The 13,204-nt window shown below is 70.2% G+C and carries 14 protein-coding genes and 2 pseudogenes; 8 read left to right on the forward strand and 8 right to left on the reverse strand.

Annotated features, from left to right (window positions below; translation table 11 throughout):
• Positions 1–159: 159 nt before the first annotated feature.
• From rho to ID810_RS12775, 5 genes are all read left to right on the forward strand, one after another.
• Positions 160–2,154 carry a transcription termination factor Rho gene (gene rho / locus ID810_RS02950; RefSeq protein ID WP_166855228.1) on the forward strand — a complete coding sequence of 665 codons (1,995 nt, stop codon included), beginning with the start codon at positions 160–162 and terminating at the stop codon, positions 2,152–2,154.
• 172 nt (positions 2,155–2,326) lie between these two features.
• Positions 2,327–2,539: a 50S ribosomal protein L31 gene (gene rpmE, locus ID810_RS02955; protein WP_166855227.1), complete on the forward strand. Its 213-nt coding sequence runs from the start codon at positions 2,327–2,329 to the stop codon at positions 2,537–2,539.
• 194 nt (positions 2,540–2,733) lie between these two features.
• Positions 2,734–3,822 carry a peptide chain release factor 1 gene (prfA, locus tag ID810_RS02960; protein WP_166855226.1) on the forward strand — a complete coding sequence of 363 codons (1,089 nt, stop codon included), beginning with the start codon at positions 2,734–2,736 and terminating at the stop codon, positions 3,820–3,822.
• A gap of 6 nt (positions 3,823–3,828) precedes the next feature.
• Complete coding sequence (gene prmC, locus ID810_RS02965; protein ID WP_166855225.1) at positions 3,829–4,713, forward strand: peptide chain release factor N(5)-glutamine methyltransferase; 885 nt, start codon at positions 3,829–3,831, stop codon at positions 4,711–4,713.
• Positions 4,714–4,743: 30 nt separating this feature from the next.
• On the forward strand, positions 4,744–4,929 hold the full coding sequence (locus ID810_RS12775; RefSeq protein ID WP_166855366.1) for a nucleotidyltransferase domain-containing protein: 186 nt from the start codon (positions 4,744–4,746) through the stop codon (positions 4,927–4,929).
• Here the strand turns inward: ID810_RS12775 and ID810_RS02975 are convergent.
• Positions 4,874–5,590 (reverse strand): annotated as a pseudogene (locus ID810_RS02975) (formylglycine-generating enzyme family protein). The gene ID810_RS12775 and the pseudogene ID810_RS02975 sit on opposite strands and share 56 nt — an antisense overlap.
• Positions 5,591–5,794: 204 nt before the next feature.
• On the opposite strand from ID810_RS02975, the gene ID810_RS02980 reads away from it, so the two are divergent.
• Both ID810_RS02980 and ID810_RS02985 read left to right on the forward strand, forming a co-directional pair.
• Positions 5,795–6,112 carry a nucleotidyltransferase family protein gene (locus ID810_RS02980; protein ID WP_166855224.1) on the forward strand — a complete coding sequence of 106 codons (318 nt, stop codon included), beginning with the start codon at positions 5,795–5,797 and terminating at the stop codon, positions 6,110–6,112.
• A complete protein-coding gene (locus ID810_RS02985; protein ID WP_196781517.1) occupies positions 6,109–6,408 on the forward strand; it encodes a HepT-like ribonuclease domain-containing protein in 300 nt (99 codons plus the stop codon). The genes ID810_RS02980 and ID810_RS02985 overlap by 4 nt, the downstream gene beginning before the upstream one ends.
• A 77-nt stretch (positions 6,409–6,485) precedes the next feature.
• Here the strand turns inward: ID810_RS02985 and ID810_RS02990 are convergent, their stop codons facing one another.
• The 4 genes and pseudogenes from ID810_RS02990 to ID810_RS03000 all read right to left on the reverse strand — a co-directional run bounded on the left by ID810_RS02990 (position 6,486) and on the right by ID810_RS03000 (position 8,511).
• Positions 6,486–7,232 carry an ABC transporter permease gene (locus tag ID810_RS02990; protein WP_166855223.1) on the reverse strand — a complete coding sequence of 249 codons (747 nt, stop codon included), beginning with the start codon at positions 7,230–7,232 and terminating at the stop codon, positions 6,486–6,488.
• Between the two features lies 1 nt (position 7,233).
• Entirely contained in the window at positions 7,234–7,782 is a 549-nt protein-coding gene (locus tag ID810_RS12365) for a DrrA family ABC transporter ATP-binding protein (protein ID WP_244960924.1), read from the reverse strand.
• A 148-nt stretch (positions 7,783–7,930) separates the two neighbouring features.
• Positions 7,931–8,230: pseudogene (locus ID810_RS12370) on the reverse strand (ATP-binding cassette domain-containing protein); the annotation flags it as partial.
• Positions 8,227–8,511, reverse strand: coding sequence for an AbrB/MazE/SpoVT family DNA-binding domain-containing protein (locus ID810_RS03000; RefSeq protein WP_166855222.1), 285 nt, complete (start codon positions 8,509–8,511; stop codon positions 8,227–8,229). The gene ID810_RS03000 and the pseudogene ID810_RS12370, both read right to left, overlap by 4 nt.
• Positions 8,512–8,972: 461 nt before the next feature.
• Between ID810_RS03000 and ID810_RS03005 the strand changes: the two genes are divergently transcribed.
• Positions 8,973–9,725, forward strand: a complete 753-nt coding sequence (locus ID810_RS03005; RefSeq protein ID WP_166855221.1) for an NAD(P)H-binding protein — start codon at positions 8,973–8,975, stop codon at positions 9,723–9,725.
• Positions 9,726–10,016: 291 nt separating this feature from the next.
• Here ID810_RS03005 and ID810_RS03010 read toward each other — a convergent pair whose 3' ends face one another.
• From ID810_RS03010 to ID810_RS03020, 3 genes are all read right to left on the reverse strand, one after another.
• Entirely contained in the window at positions 10,017–10,967 is a 951-nt protein-coding gene (locus tag ID810_RS03010; protein WP_166855220.1) for a fructosamine kinase family protein, read from the reverse strand.
• A gap of 81 nt (positions 10,968–11,048) precedes the next feature.
• Positions 11,049–11,369, reverse strand: coding sequence for a type II toxin-antitoxin system PemK/MazF family toxin (locus ID810_RS03015; protein ID WP_166855219.1), 321 nt, complete (start codon positions 11,367–11,369; stop codon positions 11,049–11,051).
• Positions 11,370–11,373: 4 nt separating this feature from the next.
• Positions 11,374–11,607, reverse strand: a complete 234-nt coding sequence (locus tag ID810_RS03020) for a ribbon-helix-helix domain-containing protein (RefSeq protein WP_166855218.1) — start codon at positions 11,605–11,607, stop codon at positions 11,374–11,376.
• Between the last annotated feature and the right edge of the window lie 1,597 nt (positions 11,608–13,204).

The following is a 13,204-nucleotide window of genomic DNA, read 5'->3' on the forward strand; positions in this document are numbered from 1 at the left end:
CGCACCGCACCGCCGCCTGCAGCCGAACGGGCTGCATGACTGACCCCCGTGAATGCCTCCGGGGAGTCCCTTCCCATCACGTCGATGCCGTCACCGGACGGCATCCCGGACTGCGTCGGCGTCCGCTGACGCTTCCCGGCAGCACATAGAAGGACACTCGTGACCGAGACCTCCCACGCCTCCCTCTCAACGATGCGTCTGGCCGAGCTGCAGAAGCTCGCCGCCTCCATGGGGCTTAAGGGCACCTCCCGCCTGCGCAAGAGCGAGCTCATCACCGCCATCCGCGACGCCGGCGCATCCGCCCCGGCGGCCGAGCGCCCTGAGCGCGCAGAGCGTGCTGAGCACCCTGAGCGTGCTGAGCGCCCTGAGCGTGCTGAGCGCCCTGAGCGCAGCGAGCAGCCCGCCTCCGACGGCGAGGCCCGCCCGCGCCGCCGTCGCGTCACCGCCGCGGCTGGTGCCCCCGCCCACACTGCCGAGCTTGACCTCGACTTCCCCCAGGGCGCGCGCGCCCGTCGCACTGCTGATTCCAGCCGTGGCGGCGACGCCGCCCAGCAGGGCGAGCGCCGACACCAGCGACGCGACGAGCGCGACCCCCGTGAGGACCGCGGCGCCCCGCAGGACCGCCTGTCCCGCCGTCGTCGCGTCCAGGCGCTCGCCGGCGCCCCCGACGAGCGCGCCGACCGCCCCGCGCTGAGCGAGGACCACATCGACGCCAAGGCCGCGCTCATGCGCGACCTCGCCGACGTCACCGGCACTCCGGCCGTCGAGCCCGCCGAGCGCAAGCAGCGCCGTGACGACTCCGACTCCTGGGACGATGAGGGCCGCAGCGGACGCCGTCGTGGCCGCAAGCGCCGCGGACGCGACCGCGACTTCCAGGGCGAGGGTCAGTCCGCCGGCCAGCAGGGCCAGCAGCGCGCCCCGCGCGAGGAGGAGGTCCTCATCCCCGTCGCCGGCATCCTCGACGTCGCCGACGCCCAGCACGCCTACCTGCGCACCTCCGGCTACCTGCCCGGCGCCAAGGACGTCTACGTCTCCGGCCAGCAGATGAAGGACAACGGGCTGCGCGCGGGCGACGCGGTCACCGGCTGGGTCCGTGAGGGCGGCGAGACCTCCCAGTCCGGCGGCTCCGGCCAGGGCGGACGCAACGGCCGCCGGCAGAACCGCGCCAACCGTCAGAAGTACAACCCGCTGGTGAGCGTCGAGGCCGTCAACGGCATGGACCCCGAGCGAGCCAAGCGCCGACCGGAGTTCGCCAAGCTCGTTCCGCTCTACCCGCAGGAGCAGCTGCGCCTGGAGACCACCCCCAAGGCGCTGACCCCCCGGGTCATCGACCTCGTCGCCCCCATCGGCAAGGGCCAGCGCGGCCTCATCGTCTCCCCGCCCAAGGCGGGCAAGACGATCGTGCTGCAGCAGATCGCCAACGCCATCAGCGTCAACAACCCCGAGGCCCACCTCATGGTCGTGCTCGTCGACGAGCGCCCCGAGGAGGTCACGGACATGCAGCGCACCGTCAAGGGCGAGGTCATCGCCTCGACTTTCGACCGCCCGGCCTCCGACCACACGACCGTCGCCGAGCTCGCCATCGAGCGTGCCAAGCGCCTGGTCGAGCTCGGCCAGGACGTCGTCATCCTGCTCGACTCCATCACCCGCCTGGGCCGCGCCTACAACGTGGCCGCGCCGGCGTCGGGACGCATCCTCTCCGGTGGTGTGGACGCCAGCGCCCTCTACCCGCCCAAGCGCTTCTTCGGTGCCGCCCGCAACATCGAGAACGGCGGGTCGCTCACCATCCTCGCCACCGCCCTGGTGGAGACCGGCTCGAAGATGGACGAGGTCATCTTCGAGGAGTTCAAGGGCACCGGCAACATGGAGCTGCGCCTGTCGCGCCAGCTCGCCGAGAAGCGCATCTTCCCGGCCGTCGACGTCGCCGCCTCCTCCACCCGCCGCGAGGAGCTGCTCATCGACCCCGCCCAGCTCAAGATCATGTGGCGCCTGCGCCGCCTGTTCGCCGGGCTCGAGCAGCAGTCGGCCCTCGAGCTCGTCATCGGCAAGCTCAAGGAAACGAGCTCCAACGCCGAGTTCCTCATGGTCATCTCCAAGACGACGCCGCAAGGCACCTCCCTGGCCGACGCCGACGACGACGCCAAGTTGGCATGAGCCTCTCTCCTTCGGAGAACCCGGCCAGGTAGCTGAGTCGCGTCTCACGCTCGCGCCCGCCGCTGCCCGTTGTGGCAGTGGCGGGCGCGCAGGCATAATCTCCGATTGGTTTCCGGTTCACCCTCGCCCGCCGGCGTGGGACCCGGGGCCCTCTGAATGCTAGGAGACACCCATGAAGCAGGGGATTCACCCCGACTACGTGCCCACCACGGTCACGTGCACCTGCGGCAACACCTTCGAGACCCGCTCCACCGTCACCTCCGGTGAGATCCGCGTCGACGTCTGCTCCGCCTGCCACCCGTTCTACACGGGCAAGCAGAAGATTCTCGACACCGGTGGCCGCGTGGCCCGCTTCGAGGCCCGCTACGGCAAGCGCGCGAAGTAGGCAGCCCGCACGACGCCGACGGAAGGCACCCTGAGAGGAGCCGCCGTCGGCGTCGTCGCGTCCCCACCCCTCCCGCGAGAACTGGTGTTATCCCCCGCGAGAACTGGTGTTATCCCCCGCGAGAACTGGTGTTATCGCCGACGAGACTGGGTGGGTCTCGACCCACGACGTGACGACGAACCTTCAGGAGAACGATGAGCGACGACTTCTCCGCCGCTGTCTCGATGACCGAGGAGCACGCCCGCATCGAGACCGAGATGGCCAACCCCGCCGTCGCCTCCGACCCCGGGACCATGCGCCGGCTCAGCCGCCGCTACGCCGAGCTCGGGCGCGTCGTTGCCGCCTACCGCACCTGGCAGCAGGCCGCCGCCGACCTCGACGACGCCACCGAACTCGCCGCCGAGGACCCCGACTTCGCCGCCGAGCTGCCCGGCATCGAGGCCGCGGAGACGGAGGCCGCCGACCACCTGCGCGACGTCCTCGTCCCCCGCGACCTCGACGACGCCCGCGACGTCATCATCGAGGTCAAAGCCGGGGAGGGCGGCGAGGAGTCCGCCCTGTTCGCCGCCGACCTGGCCCGCATGTACACCCGCTACGCCGAGCGCATGGGTTGGGCGGTCGAGGTCCTGGGCGCCACCGACTCCGACCTGGGCGGGTACAAGGACGTGCGCCTGGCCGTCAAGACGCGCACCGCCGTCGAGCCCCAGGACGGCGTGTGGGCGCACCTGAAGTACGAGGGCGGTGTCCACCGCGTCCAGCGCGTCCCCGTCACCGAGAGCCAGGGCCGCATCCACACCTCCGCCGCCGGCGTGCTGGTGATGCCGGAGGTCGACGACCCCGGCGAGCTGGAGATCGACCCCGCCGACCTGCGCATCGACGTGTTCCGCTCCTCCGGGCCCGGCGGTCAGAGCGTGAACACCACCGACTCCGCCGTGCGCATCACCCACCTGCCCACCGGGATCGTCGTGTCCATGCAGAACGAGAAGTCCCAGCTGCAGAACAAGGAGGCGGCCATGCGCGTGCTGCGGGCGCGGCTGCTTGCCGAACGCGCTGCCGCCCAGGCGGCCGAGGCCGCGGCCACGCGCCGCTCCCAGGTGCGCACGGTCGACCGCTCCGAGCGCATCCGCACCTACAACTTCCCCGAGAACCGCATCGCCGACCACCGCACCGGCTACAAGGCCTACAACCTCGACGCCGTGCTCGACGGCGACCTGGGCCCGGTCATCGACTCGGCGATCGCCATGGATGAGGCCGAGCGCCTGGCCGCCGCCGGCGAGCAGTGAGCCACTGTGACCGAGTTGGACCGCTACGCGCTGCGGCGGACGGTGCGTGAGGCGGCAAAAAGACTTTCCCGCGCCGGGATCGCCTCGCCGGATGTCGACGCCCGGCTACTGGCCGAGCACCTGCTGGGCGGCCCGATCCTGCTCGCCGACGGCGCCGCGGAGGGCTTTGCCGCCGCATACGCGGAATTGGTGGAGCGTCGTGCCGCCCGCGAGCCGCTGCAGCACATCCTGGGCGTGATGTGGTTCCGGGGACTGGAGCTGGCCTGCAGGCCCGGAGTGTTCATCGTCCGCCCCGAGACCGAGGTGGTCGCCGGGGCCGCCATCGAGGCCGCCCGGGCGGTGGCGTCGGAGGAGGAGCGTGCCCCCGTGGTCGTGGACCTGTGCGTCGGCTCGGGCGCCATCGCCGCCGCGGTCGCCCTGGAGGTGCCGGGCGCTCGCGTGTGGGCCGTAGAGGCGGATACCACCGCGGTCGCCCTGGCACGGGAGAACTGCGAGCACCTGGCGCCGGGACGGGTGGAGATCATCCGCGGCGACGTCACCGACCCGGCCGTGCTCGCCGAATTGGACGGGCGAGTTGATGTGGTCGTCTCCAACCCGCCGTACGTGCCCGCCGGGGAGGTGGAGGACGTCGAGACGGCCGGGCACGACCCGGACCTGGCCCTGTACGGCGGGGGAGCGGACGGCTTGCGCCTGCCGCTCGCCGTCGTCGAGCGGGCCGCTGCCCTGCTGCGCCCCGGCGCCGTGCTGGTCATGGAACACGACCCCGGGCAGGGGGCCGCGCTGCGGGCGGCCGCCCTCGGTGCCGGCTTCACCGAGGCGGTCACCGGCCAGGACCTCGCCGGTCGCGACCGCTACCTACGGGCCGTCACCGAGCGAGCCTCACGGGCTTGAACCGTCCCTTCGGCGCCTCCGACCCCGCGGCTGTTCGGCTCGGTCGCGCGGGGCGATGCCGGTCAACAGTCGGCCATCGACATCCTCGTTGACCTTGAGAGTGCTCATGTCCGGCAGCCGGAACATAGTCAGATCCACTTCCCGCCGTTGGTCCTGTCAATCATCTGGCCGCCAGCGCGCGCAGCGGCGTCCAACCCGCGGGTAACGGACCGCTGATGGAGGCCCTGGCACGATCCTGGTCCGCTGACCATCCCTGCGCTTCATCCGCACCACTCGTGCCGACAGGGCCTTGCGCGAGCCTCAGCCCCGTACCGTCGGCGACGGCGTCGGGTGCACTGCCCCGGCGCGCTGAAGCCCTGACGCTCCACGGAGGGTCCGCCCAGCTTTCGCCGCGGAAAACCCTGTAGTCGCCATAGCGGCCGGGGTCAAGATAGTCCCAGCACCACTCCCACACATTGCCGAGCATGTCGTACATGCCGGAGGCGTTGGGTTGCTTCTGCCTCACGGGTTGCGGCTCGTCGACGTTATCGAGCGAGGTTCACGCGATCTTCCGCAGGTCTCCGTAATGAACGCCGATCGTTCCTGCGCGGCATGCGTACTCCCACTCGGCCTCGGTCGGTAGCCTGAACCCGTTCGCCCGCACATTCCAGTGCACCTGTTGATCGTTGATGGCGTATGCGGGTCGCAGACCACGGGCGGCGGACAATCGGTTGCACAGTCGAATGGCTTCCAGCCAGGTCACGCTGTTGACTGGCCGGTCAACCCCGTCTGAAACAAGTGCGGAGCAGGAGATGGCGAAGGACTCCAGAGTGACAGTGCGGCGGGTGCCGCGACGCGCATCGTGGAGCTCAACGGCTCCCTGGGGAAGGCGCCGCATCTCACCTATCGTGTATCCCACGATTGGAGCCTACTGCTCGCCTCCTGGAAGTGATCCCGATATCGGTGCCCTGCCGATGTGGGGCGCCGACGAGTAGTGTCCGGCGCGGCGGCGGTAGGCATGGGTGTCAGTCGCGGTGGGACTGCGACACAGAGTTGATGACTCGTGATGGGCAAGCAGTCGCTCCTTTGGGACACTAAGGCCATGACTCCAACGACCGAGAGCCTTCAGGCGCGTGAGATGCTGGCGGCCCACCGCGATGAGCTAGACGCACTACTCGTCCGCTACGGAGCCTCCAACCCGCGGCTGTTCGGCTCGGTAGCGCGGGGCGACGCCGGTCCACAGTCGGACATCGACATCCTCGTTGACCTTGAGGACCCTCATCGGCGCACACTTATGCGGATTGCTGGTCTTACCGAGGGAATGCGCCGCGTGCTCGGGCGCCCGGTCGATGTCCTCGCCCCGGTAGTGCTCCGCGATGCGGTCTCGCGTGAAGCACTGGCGGAGGCGGTGGCGCTGTGAGCAGGTCAGTCTCGGACAGGCTGCGCGACATTCTCGACGCGATCGACCGGTGCCTGGCTTACCAGGAGTCGATGCTATCGACCGACGCCGCGCTCGCCGGCATGGCGCAGGATGCTGTGCTGCGCAATATCGGTGTCATTGGAGAGGCGGTCAACCATCTGCCCGCTGACCTCGCAGGACGTCATCCGGAGATCGACTGGGCGGCGATCGTGGGAATGCGCAACATAGTCGTCCACGAGTATTTCCGCGTGGAGGCAGCGACGCTTGCCGACGTCCTGGACACAGATTTGCGATAGCTCGCCAGGATTCTTACCTGCGAATTGGACAACGAGTAGAGCTGCTGTCAACGGTCGGCATCCGCCGTTCCACGCTGCTACACGCCCCACTTGAACAAGCGTGCCCCCAGGGCAGCGCAGACCACGGTCATGACCATCAGCACCGCGACCGCCGTCGTGTACTGGGACCAGGGCTGCCCGGTCCACTGTCCGCGCAGCAGCTCAGAGAGGTAATAGGAGGGCGAGGCCTTCTGGATCCGCTCCAGGCTCGCGGGAACGTCGGCCGTGGGGATGAAGGCCCCGGAGGTCAGGATCGACGTAAGGAACAGGCCGTTGCCGATTCCGTTGGCCGCCTTGGGACCGGGGTAGATCGCGGCCAGCGCGTAGCCCAGGGTCAGGAACGCGGTCAGTCCCAGGACAACAGCGCCCAGCACGCCTACCGCGCTGCCGCTCGGCGTGGCGCCGAATCCGAGCGAGCCGACCAGCAGGGCCAGGATGACGCCGACCAGAGAGATGACCGCGTTGACGGTCAGGTCCGCGGCCACAAGAGTCTGCGGGCTCAGGGGCGTGGCGCGCAGGCGGCCCAGGGCCCCGGACTCACGAGCCTGCAGCTGATTGACCGGCAGCAGTATGAAGCCGGTCATGCCCATGACCATGGCGACGCAGGCCGGCAGGATCGCATCGACGAAGCCCCGGTTGCCGAACTGCGGCATCGGGTCGTTGCCGAAGACCGCACCCAGGATCGCCACCAGCAGGGGTGCGAAGACAATGGAGAAGAACAGGCCGATCGGATCGCGCAGGGACGAGCGTATGAGCATGACCGTCAGGGTCTTGTAGGCGCGCATCTCAGTGGTCCTCTCGCATCGTACGGCCGGTGAGGTTCAGAAAGACGTCCTCCAGGGACGGGGCGGTGGTGGACATGGCGTGCTCGGTCACGCCGCAGCTGCTCAGGTGCTCCAGGGCCCTCTGGGCAAAGGCCCCGGTCCCGCGCGCGGTCGCGGTGGGTGCGCCGGTGGCGCTGTGTCCCCGCTCGACCTCGGTCACGCCCTCGAGCTCGGACAGGGACTCCGGCGCCTCCTGGGCCAGTTCGAGCTGAAGGGTGGTGGGGCCGCCGTGGGCGGAGATGAGGGCGGGGACGGTGTCCAGGGCGATGAGACGGCCGTGGTCGATAATGCCCACACGGTCGCACAGTGCCTCAGCCTCCTCCATGTAGTGGGTGGTCAGGACCACCGTGGTGCTGTCGTCGCGGATGTCGCGCACGACGTCCCACATGGCCAGGCGAGCCTGCGGGTCCAGGGCCGTGGTCAGCTCGTAGAGGAACACCAGCTCGGGCTCGTGAAGCAGGGCCAGAGCGATGAAGACCCGCTGGCGCTCCCCACCGGACAGCCTGTCCACGTAGGAGGCCGCCTTGGTGGCGATGCCCAGGCGTTGCAGTATCGAGGCCCCGGCCGCCCCCATCGAGGCCCACTGAGGCCGCCTTGGTGGCGATGCCCAGGCGTTGCAGTAGAGGACGCCACGGCTGGGTGCGGGGGTAGAAGGATGAGAAGAGCTCCAGCGCCTCCCCGACCTTGAGCCGCGGTGGCAGGGCGGCCTGCTGCAGCTGCACACCGGTGCGCAGGGACAGGGCGTGGGCATCCGCGATTGGGTTCAGGCCCAGGACCTCAATGCTGCCCGACGTCGGCTTGGCCAGTCCCTCGATCCGGCTGAGAAGGGTGGTCTTCCCGGCGCCGTTGGGTCCGATGATCCCAAGGATCTCTCCGGTGCGGACCTCCAGGCTGACCGAGTCCAGGGCGGTCAGGTCGCCGAAGTGCTGGGTGACGTCCTTGCAGACGACGGCGCTCATGGCTGATCCTCGGGGGTGTGCGAGGCGGTTGACGGCTGGGCACTGGTGGGTGCTGTCGGAGGCTGCGCGGCGCCGCTCAGAACGGTGGCGATGAACTCCGTGAAGAGCTCCTGACGGACGATGCCGATGCCCTGCTCGGCGTCCGCCAGGAGGAGGACGCTGTCCCCGGGCTTGATCCCGCACAGTTCCCTGGCTGCCTTGGGGATGACGATCTGGCCCTTGGGGCCGAGTGTGATGGTGGCGGCGAACTTACCGGGCCGTGGTCCTGATGGTGTGCTCATGACCACAGGTTACGCGAGTAAGAAAAGTTAGACTAGTGGGATTCGTAAGAGGATATGGTGTGACAAGCCGGGATGTGGGAAGGTGCGAGCGAGTGCGGTGTGAGGAGTGGGCGACGGCGCCGGTGGGTGCTCGCCCGTCCTGGCGCAGTGCCCTGGTACCCAGCCCGACAGGGGGATCGCAGTCCTGTGCCAGCAGGCGACCAGGAGTGCACGTCAGTTCCACGTCCTCGCCCGAGTCGCCACGCCGAAGCAGACCGGCCCTGGCATCGGGGTACCGGCCACTGCCCCAGCGCATTCAGACGGTGACGCGTCGACCGGCCCTGGCATCGGGGTACCGGCGGGCCCTGGCTGACTCCGCGGCCACCGGGCAGACTTCTTGCGCAGCGGACGACGGCTGACCCGCGTGATCGATCAGTACCGCCGTCGCTACCCAGCCGAACCCTTCTGAACGGAGCTGCCACATGACCACTGTCCTGGTGATCGGATCAACCGGAAAAGTCGGACGCGTCGTCGTCGACGAGGCCCTCCAACGCGGCCACACCGTCAAGGCCCAGACCCGCAACGCCCAGCGGGCGCGCCGATCCCTGCCTGACGGCGTCGAGATCGTCGAGGCGGCGCCCGCCGAGGCCGACGCGCTGCGTCCGCTCGTCGCGGACGTGGACGCCGTCATCCTCACCCACGGCGGCGACAGTGACGGCGAGAACAACTTCTACGCCGTCATCCCGGCGCTGCTGGAGGCGCTCGGGGACTGCGACACCCACATCAGCCTCATGACGGCGATGAACACAAGCCACTCCGCCGGCGCCAGCGCCAGCAACTACGAGTTCGTGGAGTGGAAGCGCCGCGCCGAGCGGCTCGTGCGCGCCTCCGGCCACCCCTACACAATCGTGCGCCCCGGCTGGTTCGACTACCAGGGTCCCGCCGACCACCAGATCGACCTGCGGCAGGGCGACCTGGTCACCGGGCAGCCCGGAGTCGACCGGCGCCACATCGCCCAGGTGCTCCTGGAGGGAGCGCTCAACCCCTCCGGCGCCCGCCGCACCGTGGAGATCTTCAGCAGGGCCGGAGCCCCCGTCACCGACTTCGAGGCCCTGTTCGCCGCGACGCGCGCGGACGAGGTCGGCGGCCTCGACGGCGTGCTCGACACCAACAACGTGCCGCTGGCCCAGGAGCCGCAGCGCGTCCAGGACGACCTCGCCCGACGTGGCAAGTGACGGCGGAACACTCGTATGCCGCATAAGGACATCTGGGACCGTCTGCGTGACGGCGACGATGTAGACCTGTTCGAGCAGGAGTACACCGACATCGTGCGGGTCGAATACGCACGTTGCCGGGAGCTCATGTTCGACATCAACCAGACCCGTCCCCCCCCCCGACCCGGCACTGCGCGAGGCGGCGCTGGCCGTCGGCTTCAGCGAGGTCGCCACGGGACGCGACCTCACCGTCCGGGACCGCTACCTGCGGGCCGTGCGCTGAGCGCTGGCGCCGGCACTCAGCACTGGACGTCAGGCGTAGCGGCGTGCGATTGCGGCCGCTTGGGGGCCGTAGCCGCCTCCGAAGAGGAAGACGTGGATCATGAGCATGTGCAGCTGGTGCAACCCCACCCTCTCCTGCCAGCCGTCGGCCAGGGCGGAGACCTCGTCGTAACCGGCGTAGACCTGCTCCAGGTGCCGCTGGCCGAAGACCCCCAGCGCCGCCAGGTCCGTCTCGGCGTGGGCGCCGTGCGCCATCGGGTCGATGAGCACGCCGACGACGTCGACGTCGGTCCACGGCCCTGTGGGGGCACCCGGCTGTTCATCGGCGCCGTGCTCGCCCTGCGGGCCACGACCCGCTGAGGCGGGCGCCCAGGAGGCCACCTCGGCGGCCGGCACCCACAGGACGTTGCCGGTCCACAGGTCCCCGTGGGTGCGGGCGACGGCGATGTGCTGCCCACGCTGCTCGGCCCGGCGGCGGGTGAGCGCGGGCTGCGGGGCATCGAAGTCGCCGTCGGCCAGACGAGCACAGACCCGCTCGATGAGCCCGGCCTCGCTGCGGGTGAGTGAACCGTCGTCCCGACCCGGGCCGATGTAGGGCGCGATGCGGTCCTCGGCGTAGAACACGCCCCAGGGGCGGGGCTCGTCCCGCGGTGCCTCGGGGGCGTGCGGGCGCAGGCGAATGTCGGAGCGCCCCATGCGGGTGCGCCCGTCCCAACCGGGAGGGGCCGCCCCGAAGGCAGGCGCCCCGGCGGCGTGCGTGACCGCCAGCGCCCGCCCGAAGGCCCGAGCCGCGCCGGGTGTCACCCGCCCGGCGCTCAGACGGGGCTCCTCGATCCAGCCCTCGCCGACTCTCACCGGCACGACGTGCGCGCCGCCGTCGGGCATGGCCTCGGCCAGCCACTCCAGACCCTGCGCCTCCAGGCGGGTGGCCCCGGCGAAGGAGTCGGGCTTGCGGACGACGGCGTCGGACCGGCTGCTCATGGGGTCAAGCCTCGCACGGGTGTGGGTGCGGGTGTGGGTACGTCCGTCGGGTTGCCCGCGCAGGTCAGGCGTGGCCTGAGGTTAGGTGCGGCCCGTGAGGGGAATATCGAGATCGAAAGCGAGGATGAGGGCCCGGGCAAGCGCCGGTTCCTGATCGACGGTGAGGAAACCGATGGTGCGCCCGAGGCACCGTGACGGCAGCGTCGTGATGTTGTCCATTGAGGCGACGCACTCGTGGTCGAGCCCGTTGCGCGCGCCGAGGGGCAGCTCGCTGCTGAGGCCCTTGACGGTGCTGGTGATGGGGGCGACGGACACCTTCGTCATGGCGTCGCGCGCGCGATCACGGGTGAGAACCAGCACCGGGCGTGTCTTATCAAGGTGCGCCAGCACGATCTCCCGCATGGGGTCAGTCCTCGAAACGGGTGGCTCTGGCGTTCCACTCGACGAGGTCGTCCAGGTCATCCTGTGGGCCGAGCTCCGCGAGGATGCGCGCGTCCTCGGCCGCGGCTCGCTCCCGGCGCTCGCGCTCGAGCGCCCGGGCGACGGCGGCGGCTCGACTCGGCGCCTCACCCTGGGCGACAACCTCATCGAGGAATGCGACGAGGTCCTCAGGCAGTCGGACAGCAATCTGAGTGCTCATGACATGAGTCTATCCGACTGAATCCCAAGGTGGGATGCAGTTGCCCGCGTCAGGCCGTTCCATCCAAGATGAGCTCTGCCCCGCCCATGTAGCGTTCTGCCCCTGGCACTGACACTGGGATTCATCGGGATCGTCACCCGTGAGATGGCCGCATCGCCCTGGCCTTCCGCCAGGAGAGCCCTGAGGCGGTCGACGGCCTCTACTCCAGGCTCACCACCGCCGACTACGAGGGAGTTGTTGAACCCTGGGACGCCTTCTGGGGACAGCGCTACGCCACCGCGTTGTCAAGCTCCGGGTTTGGTGGGGGCTGGTTTGTCTGGCGCTGGCGGTTGCCGGTTGGGGTTGGTTGGTGGGGGGCGCGGTTGCGGATGGGCTCGGCCCTTGCGACAGTGGGTTCAGGGCATGGGCCAGGGCGCCTGCGTAAGGAGTCGCCCCTTTTGGGGCCGACCGGGGCCACGGCGTCGGCCTGGCTCAGGGCCTGGCCGTAGCCGGTGGGCGCGGTGCTGCGCCGCGCGGCCGCAAGTGGTGGACCAGGCCCGTCCGGCCGGCCCCTCTCGCGCTGGCGCTGCTAGATGGTTGTCCTCTGGGCGTTAAGGGCCAGGTCGGTCTTGCGGGCTGGCGGGTGGTCTGCCAGCCGATGATCCGGCGCGGGCAGACGTCGGTGACGAGGGCAGGCGCACCACCCACCCGTCCATGGTGCGCGCACAGGTGGTGTCGGCCACTCACAGCTCGTTGGGTCTGGACGCGCTGAAGCGGCGGTCCACCAGGTCCGCGGGGCACTGCTCCTTGGGCGCGGAGCGGGTCGTGGTGGGCGACCTTGGCGCGGCGGGTGGAGTGCAGGCCCATGGCGCGCACGGCGGCTCGATGGTGCAGCGGGCCACGTGACCGGCCCCGTGGCGCGCGGCGACACCCCTGGCCTATCGCCATCGTCGGCGTCGCCCCTGAGACCCGCCCCGTGGCGCGCGGCGACCCCGGGGGGGCCGGCCCGCCACAGCGTGCGTCTTGCGCGCGCCCAGGGCCGCGTAGCTCTCGGCGTGGACCCTTGTGATCCCCGGCCTTGAGGGTCTGGTCGCGTCTGCTCCCTTGCTGATGGGTGGGCGGGACCTGGCCGCGTAGTAGGTGCTCGGGGCGATCTTGACGCCGGCGCTGGTGGGCGCCTGGCAGATCGGCTCGACCCCGAACTGACCTGTGGGAGTCGATGTGCTTGCACATCAGCGCGATGGGCGGCCTGGCTGCGCCGCGAAAGAAGCCGACGCGCTGCTCAAGATGGCGTTGGCCCGCCGCAGCCCACGGTTCTCAGCCTCCAGCTGTCTGATCCGCTCGGCGCGCGCGCTGGTGGTCCCCGCCCCTGGAGCCTGCGTCGATCCCGGCCCTCCAGGCCCAGGCGCGCAGCGCCCCCCGGGGTGCACGCCCAGCTCCTCGCCGATCCTTCTGACCGCCCCCCCCCTTGGCCCGCTCAGGATCCCGACGAGCCTGAACGGCCATCCGGCCAGCCCGCCCACGCAGCCCCTCGGGCTACCTCCCAGGTACCACGCACAACAGCGATCCTTCCGTGCGTTCACTGCCCCCACCAAACCCGAGGCACAACAAGGAGCCA

Source organism: Actinomyces respiraculi, assembly GCF_014595995.2.
Lineage (GTDB): Bacteria > Actinomycetota > Actinomycetes > Actinomycetales > Actinomycetaceae > Actinomyces > Actinomyces respiraculi.